This is a genomic window from Wolbachia endosymbiont (group A) of Epagoge grotiana (assembly GCF_947251775.1).
Lineage (GTDB): Bacteria > Pseudomonadota > Alphaproteobacteria > Rickettsiales > Anaplasmataceae > Wolbachia > Wolbachia pipientis.
Map to the genome: position 1 here is coordinate 1,352,917 of NZ_OX366387.1, position 25,426 is coordinate 1,378,342.

Sequence of the window (25,426 nt, forward strand, 5' to 3'; positions counted from 1 at the left end):
GAAGTTTTGAAAAATAAGATAAAAAAGATAGTAATTTCAGGAAAGGAAGTGTGGCCAATCATCGAGGGCGGCAAAGGCATTGCAGTTAGTGATGGAAGATCAAGCGGAGCATTTGCTGCAGCAGATGCTGTGGGTACATTTTCTGGTGCAAATGCTAAGCTTATTGATGATAATGGCGAGTTAGTGCCACTAATTTATAAAGGCAAAACAAGAAATGAAAAGCATAGTGAATTGATTGAGTATAGTATTGAAGCTGGAATTAGTCAGGCAAGAATAGCAAATGAAATATCAAAAGGTCATGGAAGAATACACATGAATGTACTTTGGGAGATGGGAGCAGCAGAACGCGTGCTTAATGGCATATTGGAAAGAGCAAAAGGCTTAGTTCATGGTATTACCTGCGGTGCTGGTATGCCTTATAGGCTTGGGGAAATTGCAGCTAAATATCAGGTTTATTATTACCCTATTATCTCATCAGTGCGTGCTTTTAAAGCATTATGGAAACGTACTTACCAAAAAATATCTTCCTATTTGCTTGGTGGAGTAGTGTATGAAGATCCATGGCTTGCTGGAGGGCACAATGGACTGAGTAACAGTGAAGACCCAGAGCTACCACAGGCTCCATTTGAAAGAGTTGCAGAGCTTAGATCTTTCATGAACGAGATCGGTCTTTCAGAAACACCAATTGTTATGGCAGGAGGAGTGTGGCATTTGAAAGATTGGGAACATTGGTTTGACAATCTGCAAATTGGACCAATAGCTTTTCAGTTTGGCACTCGTCCACTTTTGACGAAAGAAAGCCCAATTTCTGCAGAGTGGAAAAAGAAGCTACTCACTTTAGAAGAAGGTGATGTATTTTTAAATAAATTCAGTCCAACAGGGTTTTATTCATCTGCGGTGAGGAATAATTTTATACGTGAGTTACAGGAACGAAAATTACATCAAGTAAATTTTTCAGAAAATGCCAGCGAAGAATCCAATAGTGAATTTGCAATGGGTAGCAGAGGTAGGAAGATCTACCTTACTGCAAAAGACAAAGAACTGGCAAATACATGGACTAAAGCAGGGTACACAGAAGCAATGAAAACCCCAGATTCAACTGTTATTTTTGTGACGCCAGATAAATTTAAACAAATAAGAGAAGATCAAATCAATTGTATGGGATGTTTGAGCCATTGTTTGTTTAGCAATTGGAAAGATCATGGTGACCATTCAACAGGACGAAAGCCAGATCCGCGTAGTTTTTGCATACAAAAAACACTGCAAAACGTTATACACGATGGTGATATTGAGAACGAACTCATGTTTTCCGGGCACAATGTGTACAAATTTAAGCAAGATCCATTTTATGAGAATGGCTACGTACCGGCAGTAAAAGAACTGGTGGAAAGGATATTGACTGGGTATTGAGTCAGTGACCTTACCCAGAAAAAGTGGAGAGAAAGTTTGGAATGTTTTTTACAAAAAGAATGATGCATCAAATTGTTCTGGAATGCAATAGTTAATAGTGACGTTGTATTCAAATATTGCAGTTCTAGTTTGTTGAGCAGAGTGTTGTGAAGTATCAATAAGTATTTCTCTTTTCAATGAGCTAAAGAAGCTTTCTGCAACAGAATTGTCGTAACAACAGCCTTTATTACTCATCTATATTCTTTACAGCTAAGAGATATTGATACCCTTGCGCAGTATATTGTGAACCTTGGTCACTGTGCAGCAGTAGATTTTTAACAGGTTTACGCCTATTAATGGCCATTAATAAAGAGTTCATAACCAATTGTTTATTTATTGCACTACTCATTAACTACCTTACTATTACCCACAAGTATAAAATTCATGAGCAAGTTTCCATCCTTCTGCTAAATCAAAGAGACGTTTCCATCCCTTCCACAAAGCTATAGGGCCTGGTTCTAAGTCATTTTTGCGAGCTAAAAACCCTCCTAACTTGGCCACCCACCTCACAATTTCTCTTATAGGTGGTGGTGTCTCAGGATAGTTTTTTGTCTTAAGCATTTTGGTATATAAAACCTTCCATTCGTCGTCAGTCAGTATGAAAGTGCAAGAAAGATTTGGATTTGTTCTAGCTACTAGTGTGATAAAAAATATTCTCCATGCAATTATACTCATTATTGTAAGAAAGCGGATTAATCTATCTGCTGCTTGGAGCCTACATTCTTCAACTTTAAGACCAGATTTCAAAATTTTATGAAAAACCTCTATTCTCCATCTTAAGCAATACCATTGTATTTTTTCTACTGCTTCTTCAAAATTATTAATATTTATATTTGTCAACAAAATCCAGTTCACAGGCTCTTCGCCAAATGGGGGGTATTTTTCTATAGCATAGACAGCATTTAAACTTAAATTAGGAAGTTTTTGGGTTTTACGTCTAGCGTTATTTTTTGATGCATTCATCACAAAGTTGCTAAACTTTACTTCTAAAACTGTTGTTCTTTGAGGTTTATCATTGCGAGCAGGAATATTCACTTGTATTTCTCCTTGACAAGACATGCGATTCATCAGATCCCACAACCTTTCACCACCTTTTTCAGAATAAGTCGACTTCTTATTTATTGTTCTGTTTTGATTTCCTCTTACTACAAAAAGAGATTGATTAGTGGAAGCAACTTCAAATAAATCATACATATCTGCTTCTCTGTCACAGACGGTAACTACCTTGATATCCTTTAATCCAGGATGATTAGTAGAATATTTAAGTGATTCTATCCACCGTATGCTTTCTTTCTCTTCTATGGGAACAGCAGTATTATGGCTTCTTCTTTTCAACTCTTTTAGGTCTTCAGCTAAGGAGGGTCTAGTACTAATTTTTTGATCCAATAATCCTATAGGCAATCCTTCTGTTGTAACTGCAAACGTTGTATGCATCACTAATCCATGTGTTTTAAAATTAGTTGTTTTAGATGTTAATCTTGCTGCTATAATCCCTAATCCTTCGGTCTTTTTATGATTTTTATATGAGATATAACTCGTGTCTTGGATAGCTAAGATAGTTGAGTATTCTTTAGCTCTTTCAACAGTTTTAATTATATGACTTTCTAATATCTTTCTCTCAGAAATGGCATCGTTTTGGAAAAATCTATAAGCTGCTTTACTTTGATGCCAATCTTCACAAGCTTGATTTATTGAACGCTCAGGCGATTCAGCAAAACTATTAACTATTTTTAGAAGCCTTTTACTTAATCTTATATCACCAAAATTAACAATTCCAAATTCACTTTCTGCCCATTCGCCAGTTGAAGTATTTATAGTTCTTTTCATCATATATTCCATTTTTAGACCATAGATCCATTTATAATAGAAAGTTGAATTAGTAAAATATCAGCTTTTTTACTATTTATATACTTATGGGTAATAGTAAGATTAACTACCATACGTGAGAATTATTGCTGCCAAATATAGCCATCCCTCCTTGGTTTTGATGTAAGTAATCCCATACTTTATTTGGTTGATCAACAATAAAGTTTTGATCTAATATATTGGGAGCTACAGCTCTATTATCTGTTTGTTGTTTTTTAATTTTAAACTTTCTTCTCAGTATAGCCCTGATGTCATTTTTCTGCATAATACTTTGCACCGTTTTCAAATTGCAACTTTTACCCAAAGCCTTCAATTCAGCATGAATTTTAGGAGCTCCATATCTACATTTAGAAACTTGATATATTTTTTGAATAGCTTCGAGTAGCTCTTTATTTGCTGATTCTCTACTGCTTATTTTTCTTGTGGTCCACTTATAGTAGCCACTAGCAGAAAATCCTACATAATTCCTGTACTTTATAGCAGTTACTATATAAAAAAATATTTTACTCTTTTTGACTGGCCAGGGCTTTTTTTTAAATGTCTCTTTCCCTTGTTACTCTTGCTTTGTAAATCAAACCTCTCTTTGTCGTAAGGAGCCATGTTACCTCTACCTGGAAATGCATCTGCTGCCGACTTTTTTTCGTTGTGTTTCTTTATCCATTTTCCTAATAAACCACCCTTTATTCCTAAATCCTTTGCTATTTTTGTAATTGTTTGACCTGCCTTTCTTTGTTCATTTGCCAGCTTAACAGCTTCCAATTTGAATTCTGCCGTATATTCTCTTGCCATTTCTAATCCTCCAAAATTTTATTTTACCCGAAAAAACTCCTTTCTTTCTCTCCACTTTTTCTGGGTAAGGTCAAGAAGCCTATTGTCTAATTATGTACCTAAATTTTATTACGGCACTTTCACTACTACTTTAACGAGTGAGCTACCTTTCTATAAAAGACCTATCGACTGTTGCAATTATAGGCGTAAACAAGAATGATAAAAGAGTACGAGATTGAGTAACTATGTACACTTCTGCTGGCATACCAGGGTATAGGTATACGTTTTTAAACTGAGCAAGCTCTGGTTTTGGTATCACTACACGTACTGAATAATAACGCCCTAGCCTTGGATCATCAAGGGCATCGGGAGAAATATTGCTTACTATACCATTAATTAAACTTAAACGACGTGCACTGTAAGCACTTAAACGAACTTTAACCTTTAGCCCTTCTAGCCCATCAATAGAGACTATGTTGCTATCTTTCTTTTGTGCTGACAGTATCTCTTCTATGTTTCTGGTCTGAATTTTAGCATCTATTATTAGGTCATCATCCGATGGCACTACGCTCATGATCGGAACTCCAGATTGTATAACACCACCTTCAGTATGGTATCTTATATCTGTGACTATCCCATCTTGAGGCGATTTAATTATTGTACGTGCTAATGAATCTTCAGCAACCATCAGTCTCTCTTTCAAGTCTGCAATAGACGTACTAACTTCCTTAAGTTCAGCGTTTGCTCTTTCTTGAGAATCATTTCTCACGTTTATAATTTCTAATTCGTTCTCTCCAATTTTTTGCTGCACTTGAGATATTGCAGAACGGTAATGTCCAACTCTGCCTTCAATTTCAGCAAACTGCTTTTCTAAAGCTAAAATGTGTGGTTTGCTTATATGGCCACTATCAAGTAATTGTCTTTTTGTTTCCAACTCCTCAGTTATCAAGTCATATTGCTTATGAGCTGCATTTAGTTGAAAGTTTAGCCCCGCTAATTCATCATTTAACTGCTTTATACGTTGTTGCAGTATGTCTGTTTTTCCCAATATGCTCTTTCTCTGAGAGTTGAACAACTTTACTTGATTCTTTATCGCTTTATTTACAAGTTCATCGTGAGATAATTTTTTAACCTCATCAGGAAACTCGAGCGTGTCCAAATCTACTCTGATTGCAAGAAGCCTTGCTTCTGTTGCTAAAAATGATAAGAGCTTCTCTTTGATGATACTTAAATTCGCCTTCTCGTTAACATCACTCAACAAAACTAGAGGCTCATCTTTTTTAACTGCTTGACCCTCTTTTACTAAAATTTTGCTTATTATTCCTCCGCCCAAGTGTTGAACTATTTTTCTATTTGAAGATACAATAACTTCTCCACTTGCATGCACCGCACCGTCAATTGGAGCTATAGCCGACCAAATACCACCTATCCCAAAAAAGATGAGTATTACTACCAGACCAAAAAATAGTGGTCCCCATGTTACTTTCAGGACTTCATTTACGTTATTACTTTCGCGTTTTAAAATAAAATTTATCACTGCATCAATCAATGCAAACGTCTTATCCAAAAATTTTGGGTACTTCTTCTTTTTATTTTTTGCTCCTTGCATATTTATATTATCACCATGGCCAATCAAGCCTGTCAAAGAAAATCCAGCGCTAAGCTTTTTTAACTTACTTATCATAATACTACTGTGAATTTGTGTTAACTCAAGATAACACACAAAAACAAAGAATCTATAATTTAAGCATTCCATTTAGACTGTAGAGCACCAGAATAAACTATTTAGTAACAATTCCTGCATCAACTATGTTTTTAAAATTTTTTGACGTTTAACTTTATTATAACTTTTTCTTTATTTTGTGAATATCTGAGTTACTTATATTATGTAAGAAATCTATTGCCAACTAGTCAATATTCTGTTAGGAATTAAGATAATATAAAGTTATTATGCTTAAATTGGAAAGCAGAAAGTTCCTGATTACTGGCGCATCAGGCGGAATAGGGCAAGCAATTGTAAAAATTATGCACAAAGCCGGAGCAACTTTATGTATTTCTGGCACAAAAAAAGAAGTGCTCGAAGAAGTTGCTAAACAATATGAAAAAAACATGCATGTACTCCCTTGTGATTTATCAAATGCTGAGGAAGTAAATCAACTAATAAATAGAGCAAGTGAGCTGATGGAAGGCTTTGACGGGCTCGTATGCAATGCGGGTGTTACGCGAGACAGTTTATTATTGAGAATGACAGATGAAGCATGGCAAAAAGTAATTGATATTAACTTGAGCTCTACATTTAAGCTGAGTAGAGAAGCATGCAGAAAACTAATTAAGAATAATTGGGGAAGAATTATAAATATTTCCTCAATAATAGGGCTGACAGGAAACGCCGGGCAAGCAAATTATGCGGCGTCTAAAGCTGGAATAATAGCTATGAGCAAATCCATAGCAAAAGAAGTTGCAAGTCGTAATATAACAGTAAATTGTATTGCTCCTGGGTTTATAGATACTAAAATGACTGAAGTTTTAAATGAAGGACAAAAGGGAAAAATATTAGATAATATTCCAATGAAAAGAATGGGAACAGGGGAAGAAATAGCAGCAGGGGTCTTGTTTTTAGCAAGTGATGAAGCAAAATATATAACAGGGCATGTGCTCAATATTAATGGTGGGTTATTTATGTAGCAACACTTATGTATGGACAAATTATAATTTTTACTTTAAAATAAAAAATGTGTAGGTTTAGGTTAATTTATTACTTAGAGGCAAAAAAATGAGCTCTATAATGGAATTTTTTAGTGTTTTTTGCGTAGTATTGCTTTTCTCTTTCTCAGGTTATGCAGCTGACCCTGATATGGATGACACAACTAAAGTAATATGCAATATTATTGGTTATGTTTGGGGGATAGGCGGTCCACTTATGACGGTAGTAATAATTGGTGCAGCTTTGCTTGCAATATTTGGCAGGATGCCGTGGCCAGCCCTCTTTGCTCTTGGCATGTTCTGTGGTGTATTTTTTGGCGCTAAAACTATCATAACGAAAATTATGCCCAACGTAAGCGATGAAGCAAAAACTATGTTGGAAAAGTGTGGACAAAAATAATCCAAAAAGTGCAGAAATGCTTTTTTGTTATCCATTAAACCGCTTCATATCTTCAACTTGCAACAAATAAGGGCTATCTTTTGGTAAAGTTTTAACAGCTAGCTCAGCATATTTTGTAAATTGCTTTAAATCACCTTCAATACAAGCCTTTTTTGTCAAGGCAAAATAATGCATTGCCGTATCAGCTTCACATTTATATGCAATGCTTAAATACTTCCAGACAAAAGCGTTATCTGGTTCTACATTCAAAATCTGCTCCAGGTAAAAAATCGCCTTTTTTGCATCACCGTGTAATAATAAAGTATGAGATAATGCAAGTTTCACTAAATAACTGTTTTTCTCAGATAAATACCTAAGCGATTCCTCATACATTTTTATTGCTTCACTTAAATTTCCGGCCTTGTATAGCATTTCTGCTTTTAATTCATATAGGTATGGGTCATTGCGTGACTCTTGAATCAATGAATTAACTTTAGCAATAGCCTCTTCTATCTTTCCTTGCCTATAGCAAACTATAGCATTTACATACTCAGAATTATTTTCATATTTATTAGATAACACATGAATAGGAGCAAAGAAAGAGTCTAGCTTGGCAACCACACGCTCAAACTTTAGTAACTTATCCGCAAAAATTGGTTTTACGTTGTTTTTAACCTTATAATTTTGTACAGCAAATATACGTTTCTCACTAAGTGGGTGAGTGCGGAAATATTCCTCGGTGTTCTCATGCTCAATACTTTTAAAATAATCAAAAATCTCTTTCATACCTGAATTATCATAGCCAGATTCATCAAGATACCTTAAAGCATAGCTATCTGCTACACTTTCTTGCTCTTGAGAATAGTTAAAAAATAGCCTTGAACTAAACGCTACACCACTAAGCAAAATTGCACCAGCAACCTGAGGGTTAATGATAATACTAGAAACTAATCCTACCATATAACTAATCATTGCTATCGATTGAAAATAACCCATAGCACTACTCATTTGCAATATATGACCAGCAGATATGTGAGCAATCTCATGTGCTAATATACCAAGCAGGACATAAGGTTTAGCCGAATATTGTAAAAGTCCTAAATGAATGAAAATACTGTTATTGTTAATTACAAAAGCATTAATCGAATTGTCATTAATTATAAAAACTTTTATTTGCTCATGATCAATATCCGCAGCAGAAAATAAAGGTTGCGCTAGCTCTTTCACTATTGCTTCCACTTCACTATCTCTAATAATGTTAATAGGGTAAGCATTATTACAATATGCAAAAAAGAACAATAAGGTCAAAAACTTAGCAACTCTAAACATGAAAATTCTGTGCTTGTATAATTTATAGAAATTCTATATTTTAACACTTAAATTATACAAATTTATAAATGCTAGTTTAAATTTTTAACGTAACTGATAAGTTTGTCGATGGTAGTTAACTTAATTTTATGTTGTTCAGCAAATTTAAGTAACTGAGGTAAGCGCATCATAGAGCCATCATCATTCACTAATTCACAAATAACTGCTGAATGATCAAACCCTACTAACTTCGCCATTTCAACACTCGCTTCAGTATGACCAGCACGTTGTGCCACCCCACCTTTATGTGCAATTACAGGAAAAACATGACCTGGAGTTATGATGTCATCCTGAGTACCATCCTTGTTGATAGCAGCATGTATAGTTTTCGTTCTATCCTCTGCTGAAACACCGGTTGTAATGCCATAACGTGCATCAATTGATGTAGTAAATGCGGTATGATTTTCACCAATATTTTTCTTCTCCATGAAATTAAGGCCCAACCTTTTCATGTGAAATTTAGTCATTGCTAAGCAAACAACCCCTGTACCGTACCTAACCATAAAAGCCATATGTTCCGGCTTTATTTTCTCAGCTAAGACAATCAAATCGCCTTCATTTTCTCTATTTTCATCATCAACTAAAATGAATAATTTACCGGAACGAGCATCCTCTAATACATCTTCCACAGAAGAAATACCTGGTAGACTCATTGAAGCATAAGTGGCCTGTACCATAATAATTTACTTAAATTCAATCTTAACTATTTTATACAATTTCTCTCCATTTGGCACTGTCACTTCCACATATTCACCGACTTTTTTGCCGATTAAGGCACTCCCAAGTGGTGAACTAGTAGATATTAACTGCTTTGAAACATCAGCTTCATATTCGCCTACAACCTTATAAACATATTCCACTTCACCGTTATTATCACTTAACATGCTTAATGTCACAGTTGCACCAAACATTACTGAATCACCAGACAAATTTTTTACTTCTATTACTTCCGCATGTGAGAGCTTACTTTCTATCTCCATTATACGGCCTTCAATAAAACCTAACCTTTCCCGTGCTGCATGATACTCTGCGTTTTCAGACAAATCACCTTGATCACGAGCATCAGAAATAGCCTGTATCACAGAAGGTTTTTCTTCCTTTAATTTTTCAAGTTCGGCTTGCATATTCTCAAAACCTTCCCTCGTCATAGGAAATTTATTAATAATGGATGAAGCCATAATCACCACCTAAACGCAATTAAATTGAGTAACGAAATTACTCACAATGTTAAAAATATCACCTTTTATATCATCACTCATGTCATTTGACAACTTTTTTAAAACCCCAGGGTGTACAGTATGAAAATAATTAATAAGATCATGTTCAAATTTATTAATGTAACTTATTTGTATTTTACTTAACTGATTATATAGGTTAGAAAAAATATACATCAGCACTACTTGCTCTTCTATTGACATAGGTAAATGTTGTTTTTGCTTTAATAACTCGACAAGATATTTACCCTTATTCAAGGATAATTGAACACTAGCATCAAGATCAGAACCAAATTTTGCAAAATCTTCTAATTCTCTATACTGAGCTAAGCTTAGCTTTATAGAACCAGCAACTTTCTTCACAGACTTTAGTTGTGCAGCAGAACCAACCCGTGAAACTGACAAACCTATATTTACTGCAGGTCGAAATCCTTTATAAAATAATTCAGACTCAAGAAAGATCTGCCCATCGGTAATTGAAATAACATTTGTTGGCACATATGCAGATACATCACCAGCTTGAGTTTCGACAATTGGCAAAGCAGTTAAAGAACCCTGCCCTTTTTTATCAGACATTTTAGCAGCTCTTTCAAGCAAGCGAGAATGTACATAGAATATATCTCCAGGGTAAGCTTCACGACCAGGAGGACGTCTGAGCAATAAAGACATCTGCCTATATGCCACAGCATGCTTAGATAAATCATCATATATAATCAAACAATGCATTCCATTGTCACGGAAAAATTCCCCAATAGTGCAACCAGCATAAGGTGCTAAAAATTGCATAGGCGCGCAGTCAGATGCACTAGCCACAACTACAGTTGTATACTCTAATGCTCCGCTTTCTTTCAGCTTATTTACCACTTTTGCTACTGTTGAAATTTTTTGCCCAATAGCAACATAAACACAGTAAACTTTTTGATTTTCGTTTACCTCATCGTTAATCTTCTTCTGATTGATAATAGTATCAAGCGCAATAGTAGTTTTACCAATTTGTCTATCACCAATAATTAATTCACGCTGCCCTCTACCTATTGGAATTAGCAAATCTATAATTTTAATTCCTGTTTGCAGTGGCTCATGCACAGACTTACGATCAATAATGCCTGGCGCTTTAGATTCTATATCCATTCTGTTTTTGGCTCTAATTTCCCCACCGTCGTCCATAGGATGGCCCAACGCATTTACAACTCTCCCTAACAATTCATGCCCTACAGGCACCTGCACAACATCACCACTACATTTTACAACGTCCCCTTCTTTCACATCACGGTCATTACCAAGCACAACTATTCCAGCCGTATCATGATCTAAATCGAGAACTATTCCTTCTACACCACTTGCAAAAAATACCTTTTCACCGAATTTTGCTTTTTCCAGCCCATAAACCAATGCGATACCATCTGTTACTGAAATTACTTCACCTATATTTTCCCGCTTTATAGGATTATCAAACGTCTCAACCTTTTCTCTTATTATACTTGCTATCTCAGAAACATTCATACTGTTCTTCATACAAAATTCCTTACTTTTAATATTTCCATTTTACTTAAGTCAACTAACCTATCCAAGTAACTTTTTAGCGAAGCATCGATCAAATTAAAACCATACCTAACTACGAAGCCACCTAGTATAGAAGGGTCAACCACATTGCTTACTTTTATTATTTTACCAAGAAAGCTCAAAGATTCAGTAATTATTTTTATATCAGATTCCTTTAAAGTTTCTGCTGACTTTATAGTAATTTCGAATTCATTTTCATTTTCTCTTGCAAGACTTAAGAATTTTTCTAATATAAGGATCAATAAACTAGAGCGTTTATTTGCAAATATAACCATAATAAATTTTACTAAATTCTCACTCAAGTGCTCATTTATAGAAAGCATCACTTCTTTTTTGTGTGCAAAAGAAATCATAGGATGAGATAGGTACACAAAAACATCACGTTGATCCTTAAAAAAAGCCAACAAAAATTCTACTTCTTTCCTTATAATACCTAACCTGCTTCCTGAGACATGAAATAGCACTCTAGCGTAAGATGAAACTAAATTATTGTATTGGGTCTTTTTCATATTAAATCCAGTAAATCTAAATTAATTCAGCTACAAATCTTTCATTCTTCAATCCAAGCATTTTTTATATAAACAGGTCTTCTCTTTAAGGAAAGAAAATATAAATCATATCTGACTGAATAATCTAAAAAACTAAGGTTTTTACTTAAGAAATACTTAGAAGAATTTATAATAGACTGACATTGAAGATGAGATATCGGTATTTCTTTTCCAAGTAAACTTGTTTTAACTTCTATAAAAATCAGCTCCTTTTTTTTAGATACAATTAAGTCAATTTCACCGAACTTACAACGGTAACGGCGTTTTATAACATTATACCATTTCAGTTTTAAATATACTAAAACTAATAACTCGCCAAAGTAACCTACAAAGTAGCGTAACCTACTTACCACAAGAAGAACAATTATGATAACAATTAACTTTGTGTAACTACTTTGCCTCCTTCTTTATTTTTACTATAAACCTTACCTCTTGCTGCAATATCCCTATCAACCAGTTCTATCACTGCCATTGAAGCGCAATCACCCTTTCGAGTGCTAAATTTTATTATTCTAGAATACCCACCTTTACGATCTTGATAACGGCTGGCTAAGACGTTTAATAACTTATCAACTGCTAACTTACTATTATGAAGGCGTGAAAGCAAAAGTCTTCTACCATGTAAAGTATTCTTATTCTTAGCAATTGTAATAAACTTTTCGACATATGGACGAAGTTCCTTAGCTTTTGGTAAAGTAGTTACAATCTGCTCATGGTTAATTAATGAGATAGATAGATTCTTTAACGTCGATAATCTATATTCAGTACAACGAGATAGTTTACGTTTTTTTATTCCATGTTTCATATATCACCTAATCTTCATCAGTATGTTGTTTAGCCAACTCATCTATATCCTTAGGTGGCCAGTTTAGCACATTCATACCCAAAGACAAGCCAAAATTAGTCAAAACTGCCTTAATCTCATTCAAAGACTTTCTGCCAAAATTAGCAGTTCTTAACATTTCACCTTCTGTCTTTTGCACAAGATCACCTATATAAGTGATGTTTTCGTTTTTCAGACAGTTATGAGACCTGACAGATAATTCCATTTCATCTACCTTACGCAATAAGACAGGGTCATAACCCAAATCTTTAGCACCACTAGACGAAGAAACCTGCGATTTTTTATAACTTACATCAGAACTAATAAAGGGCTGAAGTTGCTCCTGTAATATTCTTGCAGCAGAGTCAACAGCTTGAGTCGGAGAAATTGTACCATCAGTTTCAATTGACAATATCAGCTTATCCTTATCAGTCACTTGGCCAACACGACTGTTCTCTACCGTGTACGAAACCCTGTTGACAGGGCCATACAAAGCATTAACTGGAATAAAACCAATTAAATCCTGTTCACTCATAAGCTTCAAAAGTTCGTTTTCTTTATACTTAATTACAGGAAGATAACCTTTTCCGCTAGCCACATATATGGTCATGTTAAGCTCTACATTTTGCCCCAGCGTACATATTAATAAATCCTTATTAACAATAGAGCATTGATCATCAGTTTCTATCATCCCAGCTAATACCTGGCAAGGCCCTTTAGCGTTTAAATTTAAGCATTTATTAGAAGCACCATTTAATTTACACCTCAACATGCCCATATTTAACACTATATCAGTTACATCTTCTCTCACCCCTTGAATTGAAGTAAACTCATGAGTTACACCTTCAATTTTTATTCCATAAACAGCACTACCTTTAAGAGAAGATAACATTACACGTCTTAATGCATTACCTAATGTTAAAGCAAAACCACTTTCCAACGGTTCTAGCACTATATCACTTTTTTCACTTGAATCATCTGATATTACCTTAACTGAACTAGGTTTAATCAATTTATCTGAATTGCTACAGAGAGACACATCATTATTATAATACATAAAACAACCTTTTCAAATATCCTATACTCTTCTTTTTTTTCTTAACCTGCACCCATTATGAGGAATTGCGGTTTTATCTGCAATTGAAGTCACAGTCAACCCACAGCTCTGAAGTGCTTTAACCGCAGCTTCGGTACCAAAGCCAGGACCACGAATTATTACAGAGACAACCTTCATACCAAATCTCTCTATTGCATTCTTCGCAGCAGCCTCCGCAGCCTTACCTGCAGCATAAGGTGTGGATTTTCTCGAACCTGAAAAACCACATGCACCCACAGAAGTTTGACATAGCGTATTACCATGAACATCAGTTACATTTACAAAAGTATTATTAAAAGTTGCACGAATATGGACAACACCAGTAATAAACTCCTTCTTACTCTTACCAACCGTTTTGACTTTTTTCATTAAAACTCACAATAATAATAAATTTTATTTTTTCCCAGCAATAGGCAACCGAGATCTACCTTTACGAGTCTTAGCATTAGTATGAGTCCTTTGCCCTCTCACAGGTAAACCTTTTCTATGTCTCACCCCTCTATAGCATCCCATTTCCACTAAAGATTTTATGTTCATAGCCACTTCTTTTCTGAGCTCACCTTCTATAACATAATTTTGTCTAATGAAACTGCTGATCTTTTCTATATCTTCATCTCGTAATTCTGAAACACGTTTGCGCTTATCAACTTCGCAAGCGTGACAAATTACATTCGCAGTAGCAATACCTATACCATATATATAAGTTAATGCAAAAGGAACACATTTCCTCACTGGAATATTTATGCCTGCAATACGTGCCACTGGTACCTCGATACTTTATTAATAACAACTCTTAATTTATACCATAAAACAACTCAGAGTCAAACCAAATTACAAGAAATTTTACTTTCAATCTCTTGCGTTACCTCATCAACACTCAAATTAGCGTCAATTGTTAATAATTTGCCTTTATAATACTCGCGTAAACCTTTCATTTGAAGGTGATATTCACTTATTCTCTTATTAATTGCAGACATATCAGCATCATCAATTCTTTTCTCTAACCTCGTACTTTTACATTTAGCACAAGTAGTACTCTTAAAAGAAGATACACTATATATGCTTTTACAGTCCAAACACGCGAGACGATTTTTTAACCTATCGATTGCAATATTATCGTCAAGCTGCAGCTCAACTACAATGTCAACATCCCTATTATATTTTTCTTGCAAAACTTGAGTCAAAAAATGAGCCTGGTTTAAATTTCTCGGAAAACCATCTAATAAGCAATTATCATCCACTAATGCAAGCTGGTCACGTAATAATCCACATATAATTTCATCTTGAATTAAATTACCAGATTCCACGGTACCCTTTATTTTTTTACCTAACTCACTACTGCTAGATATAATATTCCTTAATAAATCCCCTACTGAAATTAATTTTAAATTATATTTTGCTATTAACAAGCTTGACTGAGTACCTTTACCAGAACCTGGAGGACCAAAAATCGTAATGATCATCTTACTTTCCTCGTTTTAGACTCATATTTCTTTATCCAGTTGTCGTACCTATTTGAAAAAATATAAGATTGTATTTGCATAATAGTATCAGTAATAACGTTCACTATAATCAGTAAGCTCGTCCCACCAAAAATAAATGGTATATCATAATAATATCTCATAACTTCAGGTACAGTACATATGACTACCAAATACGCAGAGCCAATGAATGTCAACTTAAAAACTATATCTTGAAGGTAATCAGAAGTATGTTTCCCAGGCCTTCTACCAGGTATAAAACCACCATTTTTTTTAAGAAAATCTGCGTTTTCCTCTGGATTAAATATAAAATTGGTATAGAAAAAATTAAAAAATACTATCAGCACCAAATAGGCTACAATATATACTACTTTATTTCCCATAAAGTAATTCAAAATAAAATCAGAAAAAGCGTGCCCCTTATAGAAATTTGCAATTGAAATAGGTGTCAATAAAATTGCATTAGCAAAAATGGTTGGTACTACACCAGATAAATTAATCTTCAATGGAATATAAGTAAAATCGTCATTATGTAATCTTTTAAATTGCTTTTTAGGATGTTGAACAATAACCTTTCTATAAGAAGACTCTACAAAAATGACTAAGAGTAGCAGCAAAAAAAACAATACCAAAACAAAAAGGATAATAAATAACGATACGCTACCGTTTTTATTTAACGTTAACAAAGATGACAAAGCGCTGTGTAACTCTGATATTATACCCGTGAAAATGATTAATGAGATACCATTGCCTATACCGCTAGCGCTGATTCGTTCACCAAGCCATATTAAAAGCATAGTTCCACCTAAAAGGCTGAAAACACCTATTGTACGAAACATAACACCAGGTTCGATTACAACCAATACCCCTTCCCTATTCATCCCTTCCAATCCAACCAAAATTGGAATTGATTGAAATACACAAATTACTATGGTCAGATAGCGTATATAAGAGTTCATCTTTCTACGGCCTGACTCTCCATCATTCTTAACTTCCTTCATTCCTTTAATCGCAGAAGAAAGTAACTGAATAATGATAGAAGCCATTATATATGGCATAACGTTCAATGCTAGAATTGTCATTCTAGCCAATGCACCACCAGAAAATAAATTAAATACTCCAAAAACGCCTGAGCCATCTTTGGGAAATATATCATTAATTACATCAAGATTAATTCCAGGAATAGGCACATAAGTACCCAAGCGATAGCAAATTAAAGCTATTAGCGTAAAAAATATACGCTTTAATAAATCGCCTTTATATAACAACGTAGGATCCAAGCTATTAAATGCTGATTTATTGCCCATGACTTACGATAGTATTTCCACACTACCACCAACTGAAGCTACAGATTTTTTTGCAGCTTCTGACGCAAAATCAACATGAAACACAAATTTTTCGCTCAACTTACCTTTATTAAGAAGTTTAATTTTATCCTTAATAGACTTTATAAAACCTAATTTATACAGCCTCTCCTTATCTATAACAGAGTCTTTCACTATTTTTTTAGCTTCCATTAAGCGCTGTATATCGCCAACATTAATTATAGAGTATATGCTCCTACGTATAGGCTTAAAACCTCTTTTAGGCAAACGAGTATATATAGACTGTTGTCCACCCTCAAAACCATTTATAGAAACTCCACTTCTAGCCTTCTGCCCTTTATGCCCTCTACCGGATGTTTTACCTTTACCACAACCGATACCTCTACCCAGCAACTTAGGCTTCTTTTTCTTAGATAATTTAGTAAATATAGAGTTTAATTTTACAGCATTATTCATACTTTACCTGTTTCCAACTATCTCGCTAATCTTTTTGCCTCTTTTGCTTGCTACCTGACGAGGAGATAACATACTATCAAAAGCCTTAAACACCGCACATATAACGTTATGAGGATTATTTGATCTAGTGGATTTAGCTACCACATCCTTTATACCTAACACCTCAAAAACTGATCTAATCGCTCCACCAGCAATAATACCTGTTCCGGCTCTTGCGGTTCTTAAAACTATCTCACCAGAACAAAATTTAGCTTTAATATCATGATGCAAAGTTCTACCTTCACGCAAGTACACTCTAATCATTGATTTCTTTGCAGCATTTACAGCTTTGACTCTTGCTTCAGCAACTTCTGCGTGCTTACCTATTCCACACCCTACCCTACCCTTCTCATCGCCAACAACAACCAAAATTGAAAATGAAAATCTTCTACCACCTTTGGTAACCGTTGTCACTCTTCGTACCGAAACTAAAAGCTCTGATAAATCATTATTATTTTGTAAATTCTTTATAGCCATATTCAAAACCTTCTAAAATTCAAATCCAGAACTTCTTAAAGCCTCAGCAAATTGAGAAACTAATCCTGTGTATTTATACGCTCCACGATCAAACGTAAGCTGCTGCTCTAATTTCATGCCAGACAGACGCTCAACCATTAAAGAAGAAACCTGCTTTATAGTTTCAGCGTTGACTTTCCCTTTACATACATCCTTAATTTTAGCATCCAAAGTAGAAGCTGAAGTGAGAGTTATTCCTTTTACATCATTAATTAACTGGACATAAAAATGCCTATTAGATTTAAATATGGATATACGTAAACGTTCAGCGCTCTTGTCAAGCTTCGCTCTATTACGTAACTTCCTTTTTTCAGAATTACTTAAAAAATTATACGATCTTTTCATTTTTATTACTTCTTTTTACTTACAACCTTACGCAGCATAAATTTGCCTTTTATTACAACACCCTTACCTTTATAAGGATCATATTTTCTAATTTTGCATATATCAGACGCCACCATATAGACCTTCTGCTTATCCATACCACTAACTACTAAGTGAGTTGGCTTTATGCACTTAATCTCAACATCTTTAGGCACTTTATATTTAACATTATGGCTATAACCAAGATATAAAGTCAAATACTTACCATCACACTCTGCCTTATATCCCACACCGTTAATCTCAAGATTAACAGAAAAACCATCAACCATGCCGTTAATGATATTATTAATATTACTCCTATAAGTGCCCCACATAGGCTTTATTTTATCATAATTATCTTTATCTTGATCAACAGAAAGCAATAGCTGATTATCAATAATCTGACACACAACATCCCTGATCAAGCTAACTTCCTTTTCAGCCTTAGCACTCTTTATTAACATACTACCATTATTATATTCAACTGAAACACCAGCAGGAATATTGATAGGAGCAGCACCTATACGAGACATGAATTTCTCCTATTATTTAAAACACACGACACAAAACTTCTCCACCAACCTTTAACTTATGTGCATTATAATCAGTCATCACTCCTTTGGGTGTCGATATAATAAAAATACCAAGACCATTATATGCTTTAGAAATGTCCTTATACTTAGAATAACGACGACAACCAGGCTTTGACACCCTAACTATGTCACTAATTACAGGTAACTTCTCATAATACTTCAATTTTACAATGAAAGAAGGTAAATTACCTACAACTTGCTTTTCATAATCAAGGATATACCCTTCCTCTTTTAAAATCTCCAATATAGAAGAATTCATCTTAGAAAATAGTACCCTTGTTGCCCTATGCATTGCCAATTGAGCATTACGTATCCTTGTTAAAAAATCACCAATACTATCAGATAACGCCACAATATACTCCTTATATTATATTTACCAACTAGACTTTGTAACTCCTGGAACTTGCCCAAAAGAACATAAATCACGCAAAACAATTCTACATAAACCAAATTTTCTATATACTCCTCTTGGTCTCCCAGTTAAAGCACACCTATTTCTAATTTTGGTTTTAGAAGAATTTCTAGGCAATTTTTTAATTAATTTATTTTGAGCTGTAAACCTTTCTACAATAGACAAATTCTTATTATTTATTATAGATTTCAATTTTTCTCTTTTTTCTTTATATTGATCGCACAACTTTATTCTGCGAAGATTTCTTTCTATCATAGATTTTTTTGCCATATATTTCTCCTCTCAATTAATCAAAAAAAGGAAATTTAAGAGCCAGTAATAATTCCTTTGCTTCCTTATCACTAACTGCACTTGTTATAATATTAATATCCATACCTCTAATTTTACTTATTTTATCATAGTCTATTTCTAAAAACGAGATATGTTCCTTTATACCAAAGGAAAAATTACCATTACCGTCAAATTGCTTCACACTAAATCCTCTAAAATCTTTTTCCCTTGGCAAAGCAATATATATCAATCTTTCTAAAAACTCATACATTTTATCTCTACGCAAAGTTACTTTGCAACCTACTGTAGCACCTTTTCTGATCTTGAAGCCAGAAATAGATTTTTTTGCAAAAGTTGATAAAGGCTTCTGCCCAGCAATCAAATATAGGCTATCAAGTGGTTCATTTATTGCTTTACTATCTGTAGCAGCATCTCCAACGCCCATATTGATACACACCTTAACAAGTTTAGGCACTTGCATTATATTGCCGTAATTAAACTTATCCTTCAAGGACTTTACTATGCTATCTTTATACAATTCTTTAAACATATCAACCTAATCTATCACTTCTCCAGAAACTTTTGCAAAACGCACTTTTCTACCGTCTATAACCTTAAACCCCACTCTAGTTGGAGTTTTATATTTAGGGTCCAATGTTGCAACGTTGGATATATCAATAGCTAACTCTTTATTTAATATACCACCACTACTACCAGCTTTTGGTTTAGTATGTCTCTTATGCACATTCACTCCAGAAACAATTACTTTCTTTTTAGCATCACGTGCTATAACTTTGATTACCTTACCAATCTTTCCCTTATCTTTACCAGTTAAAACTATAACGTCGTCACCACTTTTTATTTTAGCACTCATTATAAAACCTCAACAGCTAATGACATTATCTTCATAAAAGAACCAGATGATAACTTTTTTACCGGACCAAACACCCGAGTGCCAAGTGGTTCACCTTGATCGTTAATCAAAACTACAGCATTGCTAGAAAAACGAATTACAGAACCATCAGATTTTCTAATAGGGCTTTTCACCCTCACCACAACTGCTCTATATACTTTTCCCTTCTCAACTTTCCCTCTTGGAGTAATAGATTTAGTAGATACAATAACTGTGTCACCTATAGATGCAGACTTTCTACCACCCAATAAACCAATACAAAGCACTGCACGCGCGCCAGAATTATCAGCTACTTCCAACAATGTATTTTTTTGAATCATATAAATATCCTATTCAATGTGAGCTATTAACAATAACCCATTTTTTAGTAGTAGAAATAGGCTTGTGTTCTTGTATTAAAACCTTGTCCCCTTCTTTACAACTATTATTCTCATCATGTGCTGTATACTTCTTGTATTTTTTTATAACCTTTTTATACAGCTCATCCTTATACACTTGTAATACCAAAACCTTTACAGTCTTATCACACTTAGCCTTAGTTACAGTACCACAAAAAACCTTTTTAGGCATTCTTTTCCTCTCTTCTTCTTTTATTTAATGTAGTTAAAATACGAGCTATGCTCTTTCTTATTAATCTAAAACGCGAAATATTGTTGCACTGGCCCAGCTTCTTTTGAAAAACCAAATTAACAAACTCTTTTCTCAAATTCACAAGAATTTCATACAATTCTTGCGAGGACCTCGATTCAATGTCAGCTATATCCATTGCAACTCCATTTAATTATGATTAGATACAAATTTACACTTCATAGGAAGCTTAGCAGTTGCCTTTTCAAGCGCCAATCTTGCTAAATGCATGGGAACATCACTGCTAATTTCAAACAACATTCTACCGGGCTTAGCTTTAAATACCCAAAACTCAACACTACCTTTCCCTTTACCCATACGCACATCCGCCGGCTTTTTACTAACAGGGGTATCAGGAAAAATTCTTATCCACACTTTACCAGAGCGTTTTAATGTTCTAGATATTACACGCCTTGCAGTTTCAATATGCTTAGATTGAATCCTACCTGCTTCCATAGCCTTTAGACCATAATCTCCAAAAGATAATGTGCTACCACCTTTCGTGTTACCCTTAATTCGTCCTTTAAATACTTTTTTATATTTACTTTTTTTAGGAATAAACATTTCAATATACCTAATTAGTTACCAATATAAACCCAGACCTTAACTCCTATGACGCCATATATAGTTTTTGCTTCAGCAAAAGCATAATCTATATTAGCACGTAAAGTATGCAAAGGCAAACGGCCTTCTTTATACCACTCAGTACGAGCTATCTCAGCTCCGCCAAGGCGCCCAGAACAACTTACTTTAATACCTCTAGCACCCATCCTCAAACAACTTTGAATAGCTTTTTTCATCGCTCTTCTAAATGAAACCCTTTTTTCTAACTGCTGTGCAATGCTGTTTGATATTAAAACTGCATCTATTTCAGACCTTTTAACCCCTACTACATTCACTTCCACATTATTTTTTACTTTTTCAGCTATCTTTTGCTTTATCTTCTCAATATCCGAGCCTTTCTTACCTATTATCACTCCAGGTCTAGAAGAATGTATTATTACAGATACCAAATCGATCGTACGCTCTATAATTACTTTAGAAACACCAGCATGCTTAAAAGATTCATTTATATAACTGCGAATAGATAAATCTTGATGCAACCCTTGTTTATAACCCTTCTCAGCATACCAAATAGATGACCAAGTATTAATTATTTTTAACCTAAATCCTTTAGGATTAACGTTTCCCATATTTTTGCACTTTCCTTATTAATTTTCTATTTTTATGAATCATATAATTTCCCCCAATTTTACAGTTATATTACTATAACGTTTACTAACTCTATTAGCTCTACCCATAGCTTTTGGACATACCCTACGCAAAGTAAGAGATTTACCTATTAAAATTTCTTTTATATATAAATTATCGATATCCAATCCATAATTTTGAGCATTAGCAATCGCAGAATTTAATACCTTCCTTATAAGACCTGCAGCTTTCTTTTCACAAAATCTTAATTGCACAGTGGCAAAAGAAACTTTTTTATTACGTACTAAACCAGCAACCAAATTCAATTTACGAGGAGTTGATTTTAAAACCCTAGAACCAGCTTTAACTATTACATCTCTGTTTTTCATATCAATTACCTTCTTGTCGCCTTTTTATCACCACTATGCCCAGTAAATTTACGAGTGGGTGAAAACTCACCAAACTTATGACCTATCATATTCTGATCATTAACATTCACAGGAATGTAATCCTTACCATTATAAACAGCAAACTTTAAACCTAAACAATTAGGAAGAATTACAGAAGCCCTGGAATGAACTTTTATAGCCATGTTAACAAACCCCTTGTTTAAAGCATTATTCACCGACTTTAATATAGAAGGATGACAAAAAGGAGGCTTCCATGCAGATCTACTCATAAACTAACCTTTCAATTGTTTTATATACTTATCACTAGATTTATTTCTCCTTCGAGTTTTCTTTCCTTTTGTTGCAACACCCCAAGGAGTAACAGGATGACGACCACCAGAGGTTTTTCCTTCCCCGCCTCCATGAGGATGGTCAACCGGATTCATTGCAACTCCACGTACAGTAGGTCTAATCCCAAGCCACCTACTTCTCCCAGCTTTACCCAACTTTCTATTCTTATGGTCAGGGTTAGATACTACACCAATAGTAGCCTTGCAAGAAGATAAAATCAACCTAATTTGACCAGACCTGAGTCGTAATAAAATATATTGGCCATCACGACCAACGATTTGTGCATAACAACCAGCAGCTCTAGCAATCGCAGCACCATTACCTGGCTTCAGCTCAACATTATGAACGAAAGAACCAACAGGTATATGCTTGAGTAGTAAACAATTCCCTGGCAAAATATCAGCATCATTCCCAGCTGTAACAACATCACCTGGCTTCATACCTTGAGGAGCTAATATATAAGACTTAATATCATCTTCCTTATATGATATTAACGCCAAAAACCCACTTCTATTTGGGTCATACTCTATTTTTTCAACTATACCTTGACCACTTCTATTACGCTTAAAATCTATCACTCTATACTTCTTTTTGTGACCACCACCCCTATGACGAGTTGTAATTCTACCATGATTATTTCTTCCACCACTGGACTTTTTACCGGATGTAAGAGACTTTTCTGGCTCATCTTTTGATAAACCAACTTTACTTACTAACACAGTCCCACGAGAAGACGGAGTAACAGGATTAAAAAATTTCATACCCATACTAAACGCTCATTATATCTAATTTTTGACCATCCATCAAAGAAAAATAAACTTTCTTTTTCTGTTTTTCACAACCAATCACACCCCTAAAACGCCTATATTTAGGCTTAATTCTAACAACATTTATAGAAGAAATTTTAACATCAAATAGAGACTCTATTGCCAACTTTATTTGACGCTTATTTACATTTACAAAAACATACAAAGAATATTTATTAAACTTCTCCCTCAAAAAAGAGGCCTTTTCTGTAATTATAGGAGATTTTATTATATTATTATATTTGATCATAACAATCTACCTTCAAGATGCTTTAAAGTATCCTTTGTCAACATCACGCATTCGTGATTCAATATATCAAAAACATTTAACCCAATAGGTTTGATTAAGTCTACATAGTGCAAGTTTTTAGCCGCACGCAACAAATCATCTCCATAATCACCAACTATCAGAAAGGAAGAAAATTTAAAATTTTTAATACATTTACACATTTCAGACGTTTTCTTCACATCAATATTTAAATTATCCAGAATAATTACTTGATTATTTAAATACTTTAGAGATAAAGCAATTTTTAAACCAAATTTGCGTACCTTCTTATTAAGAGAATAAGTATGACTCCTCACAACAGGGCCGAAAATAATCCCACCACCTCTAAATTGAGGAGATCGCAAGCTCCCTTGTCTTGCCCTACCGGTACGTTTTTGACCATAAGGTTTAGCTGTTGTACCAGAGACATCACTAATACCTTTTGTTTTATGAGTACCAGCTCTTCTCTTCGCTAATTGCCATCTCACTATATCATGCAAAATACTCAATTTTTGCTTAGCAGAAAATATCAAAGGATTGAGCTGAGCAGTACCTACATTATCATTAGATAGATTAACTAAATTACATTCCATAACTAACTTACCAAATTACTAGCATCATCATTTACATCTAACAGTAAACCTACCGGAAAAGGAACATCTTTATGTAAAGATTTTTTAACTGCATCTCTTACAAAAACATAGGAATTTTTAAACCCAGGAACATTATTACCCTTCACAGCAATTATACTATTTTCATGATCAATGGATAATATCTTCATATTTTGTGCAGTTATCCTGCTGTTACCTAAATGACCAGCCATTTTCTTTCCTTTGAATACTCTACCAGGATCCTGACATTGGCCAGTGGAACCTTGTGATCTGTGAGCAATAGAAACACCATGAGATGCCCTAAGCCCACTGAAATTATGCCGCTTCATCACACCAGCAAATCCTTTACCTATAGAATAACCCGTAATATCAAGATATTGACCAACCACAAAATGATTGATTCCCACTTTTTTACCACATTCTACTCCCGACAGGTCATTTAATCTACTTTCGTATAACTTACATTTATTATTTATACCCTTTTTCTTTAAATATTCCAACTGAGGTTTTGCTATATTTTTAAAATCTCCTGTGCCTAAAATGACTGAATTATAGCCACATTTATCTTGTCCTTTTATATCAATAATATAAGTTTCGCTGAGATGCAATAAAGTTACAGCCATGCGACTATTGTCAGAATACATAGCAGTATGACCAATATTCATCATTAGTAAACCAATTCTCCTCAGCGAATTTATTCTCTTCATTTCCTTCTCCTAAACCTTAACTTCCTTGACTTTTAAATCCACTTCTACGCCAGCAGAAAAAGATAAACCTGTAAGCATCTGCATCATAGTAGGAGTAAGATCATGTAAAACAATCAAACGCCTAGAAGTTCTCATTTCAAACTGTTCACGAGATTTTTTATCAACGTGAGGAGATCTATTAACAATAAATTTAGAATCTTTCCTTGGCAACGCAATCGGACCAGATAATTTTGCACTGGACCGCTTTAATTCATCAACAAATTTTCGAACACACTCCTCCAATAAAGAACAATCGAAAGCCTTAATGTTAATATATATATCTTGCTTCATC

At 34.4% G+C, this 25,426-nt stretch carries 37 protein-coding genes and 2 pseudogenes; 3 read left to right on the plus strand and 36 right to left on the minus strand.

Annotated features, from left to right (window positions below; genetic code table 11):
- The first annotated feature begins 6 nt into the window (after nt 1–6).
- Complete coding sequence (locus OPR50_RS06350) at nt 7–1,410, plus strand: NAD(P)H-dependent flavin oxidoreductase (protein WP_265023960.1); 1,404 nt, start codon at nt 7–9, stop codon at nt 1,408–1,410.
- 48 nt (nt 1,411–1,458) lie between these two features.
- On the opposite strand, the pseudogene OPR50_RS08920 reads toward OPR50_RS06350, so the two are convergent.
- The 4 genes and pseudogenes from OPR50_RS08920 to OPR50_RS06380 form a co-directional block, all read right to left on the minus strand.
- A pseudogene (locus OPR50_RS08920) lies at nt 1,459–1,798 on the minus strand (transposase); the annotation flags it as partial.
- Nucleotides 1,799–1,812: 14 nt separating this feature from the next.
- The gene (locus OPR50_RS06365; protein WP_264339584.1) at nt 1,813–3,279 is read right to left on the minus strand and encodes an IS4 family transposase; all 1,467 of its coding nucleotides are present in this window, start codon (nt 3,277–3,279) and stop codon (nt 1,813–1,815) included.
- Between the two features lie 108 nt (nt 3,280–3,387).
- Nucleotides 3,388–4,104: pseudogene (locus OPR50_RS08925) on the minus strand (IS3 family transposase); the annotation flags it as partial.
- A 142-nt stretch (nt 4,105–4,246) separates the two neighbouring features.
- Complete coding sequence (locus OPR50_RS06380) at nt 4,247–5,767, minus strand: HlyD family type I secretion periplasmic adaptor subunit (RefSeq protein ID WP_174516815.1); 1,521 nt, start codon at nt 5,765–5,767, stop codon at nt 4,247–4,249.
- A 266-nt stretch (nt 5,768–6,033) separates the two neighbouring features.
- Here OPR50_RS06380 and fabG point away from each other — a divergent pair, with 266 nt between their 5' ends.
- The gene (gene fabG / locus OPR50_RS06385) at nt 6,034–6,768 is read left to right on the plus strand and encodes a 3-oxoacyl-[acyl-carrier-protein] reductase (RefSeq protein WP_265023962.1); all 735 of its coding nucleotides are present in this window, start codon (nt 6,034–6,036) and stop codon (nt 6,766–6,768) included.
- Nucleotides 6,769–6,856: 88 nt separating this feature from the next.
- Nucleotides 6,857–7,186, plus strand: a complete 330-nt coding sequence (locus tag OPR50_RS06390; protein ID WP_155968336.1) for a TrbC/VirB2 family protein — start codon at nt 6,857–6,859, stop codon at nt 7,184–7,186.
- Nucleotides 7,187–7,213: 27 nt separating this feature from the next.
- Here the strand turns inward: OPR50_RS06390 and OPR50_RS06395 are convergent, their stop codons facing one another.
- The 32 genes from OPR50_RS06395 to rpsJ all read right to left on the minus strand — a co-directional run bounded on the left by OPR50_RS06395 (nt 7,214) and on the right by rpsJ (nt 25,425).
- Entirely contained in the window at nt 7,214–8,494 is a 1,281-nt protein-coding gene (locus OPR50_RS06395) for a M48 family metalloprotease (protein WP_265023963.1), read from the minus strand.
- Between the two features lie 71 nt (nt 8,495–8,565).
- Nucleotides 8,566–9,210, minus strand: a complete 645-nt coding sequence (gene ribB / locus OPR50_RS06400; protein ID WP_007549343.1) for a 3,4-dihydroxy-2-butanone-4-phosphate synthase — start codon at nt 9,208–9,210, stop codon at nt 8,566–8,568.
- A 6-nt stretch (nt 9,211–9,216) separates the two neighbouring features.
- Nucleotides 9,217–9,711 (minus strand): transcription elongation factor GreA, encoded by a 495-nt coding sequence (gene greA / locus OPR50_RS06405; protein ID WP_007549342.1) that lies wholly within the window; start codon nt 9,709–9,711, stop codon nt 9,217–9,219.
- A 9-nt stretch (nt 9,712–9,720) separates the two neighbouring features.
- Nucleotides 9,721–11,262 carry a F0F1 ATP synthase subunit alpha gene (gene atpA, locus OPR50_RS06410; RefSeq protein ID WP_012673176.1) on the minus strand — a complete coding sequence of 514 codons (1,542 nt, stop codon included), beginning with the start codon at nt 11,260–11,262 and terminating at the stop codon, nt 9,721–9,723.
- The gene (atpH, locus tag OPR50_RS06415) at nt 11,259–11,819 is read right to left on the minus strand and encodes an ATP synthase F1 subunit delta (RefSeq protein WP_010962742.1); all 561 of its coding nucleotides are present in this window, start codon (nt 11,817–11,819) and stop codon (nt 11,259–11,261) included. Before atpH ends, atpA begins: the two co-directional genes overlap by 4 nt.
- Nucleotides 11,820–11,860: 41 nt before the next feature.
- The gene (locus OPR50_RS06420) at nt 11,861–12,211 is read right to left on the minus strand and encodes a YraN family protein (protein WP_012673177.1); all 351 of its coding nucleotides are present in this window, start codon (nt 12,209–12,211) and stop codon (nt 11,861–11,863) included.
- A 23-nt stretch (nt 12,212–12,234) separates the two neighbouring features.
- Complete coding sequence (rplQ, locus tag OPR50_RS06425) at nt 12,235–12,663, minus strand: 50S ribosomal protein L17 (RefSeq protein WP_264339447.1); 429 nt, start codon at nt 12,661–12,663, stop codon at nt 12,235–12,237.
- 7 nt (nt 12,664–12,670) lie between these two features.
- Nucleotides 12,671–13,738, minus strand: a complete 1,068-nt coding sequence (locus tag OPR50_RS06430; RefSeq protein ID WP_265023964.1) for a DNA-directed RNA polymerase subunit alpha — start codon at nt 13,736–13,738, stop codon at nt 12,671–12,673.
- A gap of 21 nt (nt 13,739–13,759) precedes the next feature.
- Nucleotides 13,760–14,146 (minus strand): 30S ribosomal protein S11, encoded by a 387-nt coding sequence (rpsK, locus tag OPR50_RS06435; RefSeq protein WP_012673179.1) that lies wholly within the window; start codon nt 14,144–14,146, stop codon nt 13,760–13,762.
- A 24-nt stretch (nt 14,147–14,170) separates the two neighbouring features.
- Nucleotides 14,171–14,539: a 30S ribosomal protein S13 gene (gene rpsM, locus OPR50_RS06440; protein WP_007550179.1), complete on the minus strand. Its 369-nt coding sequence runs from the start codon at nt 14,537–14,539 to the stop codon at nt 14,171–14,173.
- A 59-nt stretch (nt 14,540–14,598) separates the two neighbouring features.
- Nucleotides 14,599–15,240: an adenylate kinase family protein gene (locus OPR50_RS06445; RefSeq protein ID WP_007550178.1), complete on the minus strand. Its 642-nt coding sequence runs from the start codon at nt 15,238–15,240 to the stop codon at nt 14,599–14,601.
- Nucleotides 15,237–16,565, minus strand: a complete 1,329-nt coding sequence (gene secY / locus OPR50_RS06450) for a preprotein translocase subunit SecY (protein ID WP_264339450.1) — start codon at nt 16,563–16,565, stop codon at nt 15,237–15,239. The genes OPR50_RS06445 and secY overlap by 4 nt, the downstream gene beginning before the upstream one ends.
- Nucleotides 16,566–16,568: 3 nt before the next feature.
- The gene (gene rplO / locus OPR50_RS06455) at nt 16,569–17,039 is read right to left on the minus strand and encodes a 50S ribosomal protein L15 (RefSeq protein WP_006279863.1); all 471 of its coding nucleotides are present in this window, start codon (nt 17,037–17,039) and stop codon (nt 16,569–16,571) included.
- Nucleotides 17,040–17,042: 3 nt separating this feature from the next.
- Nucleotides 17,043–17,555 carry a 30S ribosomal protein S5 gene (gene rpsE / locus OPR50_RS06460; RefSeq protein WP_010962748.1) on the minus strand — a complete coding sequence of 171 codons (513 nt, stop codon included), beginning with the start codon at nt 17,553–17,555 and terminating at the stop codon, nt 17,043–17,045.
- Nucleotides 17,556–17,567: 12 nt separating this feature from the next.
- A complete protein-coding gene (rplR, locus tag OPR50_RS06465) occupies nt 17,568–17,939 on the minus strand; it encodes a 50S ribosomal protein L18 (protein ID WP_006279867.1) in 372 nt (123 codons plus the stop codon).
- A gap of 5 nt (nt 17,940–17,944) precedes the next feature.
- Nucleotides 17,945–18,490, minus strand: coding sequence for a 50S ribosomal protein L6 (rplF, locus tag OPR50_RS06470; RefSeq protein WP_007551152.1), 546 nt, complete (start codon nt 18,488–18,490; stop codon nt 17,945–17,947).
- A gap of 16 nt (nt 18,491–18,506) precedes the next feature.
- Complete coding sequence (gene rpsH / locus OPR50_RS06475; RefSeq protein WP_155968326.1) at nt 18,507–18,902, minus strand: 30S ribosomal protein S8; 396 nt, start codon at nt 18,900–18,902, stop codon at nt 18,507–18,509.
- A 21-nt stretch (nt 18,903–18,923) separates the two neighbouring features.
- The gene (gene rpsN / locus OPR50_RS06480; protein WP_064124653.1) at nt 18,924–19,232 is read right to left on the minus strand and encodes a 30S ribosomal protein S14; all 309 of its coding nucleotides are present in this window, start codon (nt 19,230–19,232) and stop codon (nt 18,924–18,926) included.
- Nucleotides 19,233–19,248: 16 nt separating this feature from the next.
- On the minus strand, nt 19,249–19,782 hold the full coding sequence (gene rplE / locus OPR50_RS06485) for a 50S ribosomal protein L5 (RefSeq protein WP_010962750.1): 534 nt from the start codon (nt 19,780–19,782) through the stop codon (nt 19,249–19,251).
- A gap of 6 nt (nt 19,783–19,788) precedes the next feature.
- On the minus strand, nt 19,789–20,106 hold the full coding sequence (gene rplX / locus OPR50_RS06490) for a 50S ribosomal protein L24 (RefSeq protein WP_006279347.1): 318 nt from the start codon (nt 20,104–20,106) through the stop codon (nt 19,789–19,791).
- Nucleotides 20,106–20,465 (minus strand): 50S ribosomal protein L14, encoded by a 360-nt coding sequence (gene rplN, locus OPR50_RS06495; RefSeq protein ID WP_006279348.1) that lies wholly within the window; start codon nt 20,463–20,465, stop codon nt 20,106–20,108. Before rplN ends, rplX begins: the two co-directional genes overlap by 1 nt.
- A gap of 13 nt (nt 20,466–20,478) precedes the next feature.
- Entirely contained in the window at nt 20,479–20,715 is a 237-nt protein-coding gene (gene rpsQ, locus OPR50_RS06500) for a 30S ribosomal protein S17 (protein WP_265023965.1), read from the minus strand.
- Nucleotides 20,708–20,911, minus strand: a complete 204-nt coding sequence (rpmC, locus tag OPR50_RS06505) for a 50S ribosomal protein L29 (protein ID WP_265023966.1) — start codon at nt 20,909–20,911, stop codon at nt 20,708–20,710. Before rpmC ends, rpsQ begins: the two co-directional genes overlap by 8 nt.
- 11 nt (nt 20,912–20,922) lie before the next feature.
- On the minus strand, nt 20,923–21,336 hold the full coding sequence (gene rplP / locus OPR50_RS06510) for a 50S ribosomal protein L16 (RefSeq protein WP_010962752.1): 414 nt from the start codon (nt 21,334–21,336) through the stop codon (nt 20,923–20,925).
- A 14-nt stretch (nt 21,337–21,350) separates the two neighbouring features.
- Nucleotides 21,351–21,965: a 30S ribosomal protein S3 gene (gene rpsC, locus OPR50_RS06515; RefSeq protein ID WP_265023967.1), complete on the minus strand. Its 615-nt coding sequence runs from the start codon at nt 21,963–21,965 to the stop codon at nt 21,351–21,353.
- 39 nt (nt 21,966–22,004) lie between these two features.
- The gene (rplV, locus tag OPR50_RS06520) at nt 22,005–22,352 is read right to left on the minus strand and encodes a 50S ribosomal protein L22 (RefSeq protein ID WP_007549821.1); all 348 of its coding nucleotides are present in this window, start codon (nt 22,350–22,352) and stop codon (nt 22,005–22,007) included.
- 5 nt (nt 22,353–22,357) lie between these two features.
- On the minus strand, nt 22,358–22,642 hold the full coding sequence (gene rpsS / locus OPR50_RS06525) for a 30S ribosomal protein S19 (protein ID WP_006279181.1): 285 nt from the start codon (nt 22,640–22,642) through the stop codon (nt 22,358–22,360).
- Between the two features lie 3 nt (nt 22,643–22,645).
- Entirely contained in the window at nt 22,646–23,470 is an 825-nt protein-coding gene (gene rplB / locus OPR50_RS06530; RefSeq protein ID WP_155968324.1) for a 50S ribosomal protein L2, read from the minus strand.
- Between the two features lies 1 nt (nt 23,471).
- The gene (locus tag OPR50_RS06535; protein WP_015589144.1) at nt 23,472–23,759 is read right to left on the minus strand and encodes a 50S ribosomal protein L23; all 288 of its coding nucleotides are present in this window, start codon (nt 23,757–23,759) and stop codon (nt 23,472–23,474) included.
- Entirely contained in the window at nt 23,756–24,370 is a 615-nt protein-coding gene (gene rplD, locus OPR50_RS06540; protein ID WP_012673183.1) for a 50S ribosomal protein L4, read from the minus strand. Before rplD ends, OPR50_RS06535 begins: the two co-directional genes overlap by 4 nt.
- A gap of 2 nt (nt 24,371–24,372) precedes the next feature.
- Nucleotides 24,373–25,095, minus strand: a complete 723-nt coding sequence (gene rplC / locus OPR50_RS06545) for a 50S ribosomal protein L3 (RefSeq protein WP_265023968.1) — start codon at nt 25,093–25,095, stop codon at nt 24,373–24,375.
- Nucleotides 25,096–25,104: 9 nt separating this feature from the next.
- Nucleotides 25,105–25,425, minus strand: coding sequence for a 30S ribosomal protein S10 (rpsJ, locus tag OPR50_RS06550; protein ID WP_012673184.1), 321 nt, complete (start codon nt 25,423–25,425; stop codon nt 25,105–25,107).
- Nucleotide 25,426 lies beyond the last annotated feature (1 nt).

Excerpts from the sequence above, each read along its gene's own strand:
- OPR50_RS06365 (WP_264339584.1), bottom strand. The coding sequence starts at position 3,279 with ATGATGAAAAGAACTATAAATACTTCAACTGGCGAATGGGCAGAAAGT.
- OPR50_RS06380 (WP_174516815.1), bottom strand. The coding sequence starts at position 5,767 with ATGATAAGTAAGTTAAAAAAGCTTAGCGCTGGATTTTCTTTGACAGGC.
- fabG (WP_265023962.1), top strand. The coding sequence starts at position 6,034 with ATGCTTAAATTGGAAAGCAGAAAGTTCCTGATTACTGGCGCATCAGGC.
- OPR50_RS06390 (WP_155968336.1), top strand. The coding sequence starts at position 6,857 with ATGAGCTCTATAATGGAATTTTTTAGTGTTTTTTGCGTAGTATTGCTT.
- OPR50_RS06395 (WP_265023963.1), bottom strand. The coding sequence starts at position 8,494 with ATGTTTAGAGTTGCTAAGTTTTTGACCTTATTGTTCTTTTTTGCATAT.
- ribB (WP_007549343.1), bottom strand. The coding sequence starts at position 9,210 with ATGGTACAGGCCACTTATGCTTCAATGAGTCTACCAGGTATTTCTTCT.
- greA (WP_007549342.1), bottom strand. The coding sequence starts at position 9,711 with ATGGCTTCATCCATTATTAATAAATTTCCTATGACGAGGGAAGGTTTT.
- atpA (WP_012673176.1), bottom strand. The coding sequence starts at position 11,262 with ATGAAGAACAGTATGAATGTTTCTGAGATAGCAAGTATAATAAGAGAA.
- atpH (WP_010962742.1), bottom strand. The coding sequence starts at position 11,819 with ATGAAAAAGACCCAATACAATAATTTAGTTTCATCTTACGCTAGAGTG.
- rplQ (WP_264339447.1), bottom strand. The coding sequence starts at position 12,663 with ATGAAACATGGAATAAAAAAACGTAAACTATCTCGTTGTACTGAATAT.
- OPR50_RS06430 (WP_265023964.1), bottom strand. The coding sequence starts at position 13,738 with ATGTATTATAATAATGATGTGTCTCTCTGTAGCAATTCAGATAAATTG.
- rpsK (WP_012673179.1), bottom strand. The coding sequence starts at position 14,146 with ATGAAAAAAGTCAAAACGGTTGGTAAGAGTAAGAAGGAGTTTATTACT.
- OPR50_RS06445 (WP_007550178.1), bottom strand. The coding sequence starts at position 15,240 with ATGATCATTACGATTTTTGGTCCTCCAGGTTCTGGTAAAGGTACTCAG.
- secY (WP_264339450.1), bottom strand. The coding sequence starts at position 16,565 with ATGGGCAATAAATCAGCATTTAATAGCTTGGATCCTACGTTGTTATAT.
- rplO (WP_006279863.1), bottom strand. The coding sequence starts at position 17,039 with ATGAATAATGCTGTAAAATTAAACTCTATATTTACTAAATTATCTAAG.
- rpsE (WP_010962748.1), bottom strand. The coding sequence starts at position 17,555 with ATGGCTATAAAGAATTTACAAAATAATAATGATTTATCAGAGCTTTTA.
- rplR (WP_006279867.1), bottom strand. The coding sequence starts at position 17,939 with ATGAAAAGATCGTATAATTTTTTAAGTAATTCTGAAAAAAGGAAGTTA.
- rplF (WP_007551152.1), bottom strand. The coding sequence starts at position 18,490 with ATGTCTCGTATAGGTGCTGCTCCTATCAATATTCCTGCTGGTGTTTCA.
- rpsN (WP_064124653.1), bottom strand. The coding sequence starts at position 19,232 with ATGGCAAAAAAATCTATGATAGAAAGAAATCTTCGCAGAATAAAGTTG.
- rplE (WP_010962750.1), bottom strand. The coding sequence starts at position 19,782 with ATGTTTAAAGAATTGTATAAAGATAGCATAGTAAAGTCCTTGAAGGAT.
- rplX (WP_006279347.1), bottom strand. The coding sequence starts at position 20,106 with ATGAGTGCTAAAATAAAAAGTGGTGACGACGTTATAGTTTTAACTGGT.
- rplN (WP_006279348.1), bottom strand. The coding sequence starts at position 20,465 with ATGATTCAAAAAAATACATTGTTGGAAGTAGCTGATAATTCTGGCGCG.
- rpsQ (WP_265023965.1), bottom strand. The coding sequence starts at position 20,715 with ATGCCTAAAAAGGTTTTTTGTGGTACTGTAACTAAGGCTAAGTGTGAT.
- rpmC (WP_265023966.1), bottom strand. The coding sequence starts at position 20,911 with ATGGATATAGCTGACATTGAATCGAGGTCCTCGCAAGAATTGTATGAA.
- rplP (WP_010962752.1), bottom strand. The coding sequence starts at position 21,336 with ATGTTTATTCCTAAAAAAAGTAAATATAAAAAAGTATTTAAAGGACGA.
- rpsC (WP_265023967.1), bottom strand. The coding sequence starts at position 21,965 with ATGGGAAACGTTAATCCTAAAGGATTTAGGTTAAAAATAATTAATACT.
- rplV (WP_007549821.1), bottom strand. The coding sequence starts at position 22,352 with ATGAAAAACAGAGATGTAATAGTTAAAGCTGGTTCTAGGGTTTTAAAA.
- rpsS (WP_006279181.1), bottom strand. The coding sequence starts at position 22,642 with ATGAGTAGATCTGCATGGAAGCCTCCTTTTTGTCATCCTTCTATATTA.
- rplB (WP_155968324.1), bottom strand. The coding sequence starts at position 23,470 with ATGGGTATGAAATTTTTTAATCCTGTTACTCCGTCTTCTCGTGGGACT.
- OPR50_RS06535 (WP_015589144.1), bottom strand. The coding sequence starts at position 23,759 with ATGATCAAATATAATAATATAATAAAATCTCCTATAATTACAGAAAAG.
- rplD (WP_012673183.1), bottom strand. The coding sequence starts at position 24,370 with ATGGAATGTAATTTAGTTAATCTATCTAATGATAATGTAGGTACTGCT.
- rplC (WP_265023968.1), bottom strand. The coding sequence starts at position 25,095 with ATGAAGAGAATAAATTCGCTGAGGAGAATTGGTTTACTAATGATGAAT.
- rpsJ (WP_012673184.1), bottom strand. The coding sequence starts at position 25,425 with ATGAAGCAAGATATATATATTAACATTAAGGCTTTCGATTGTTCTTTA.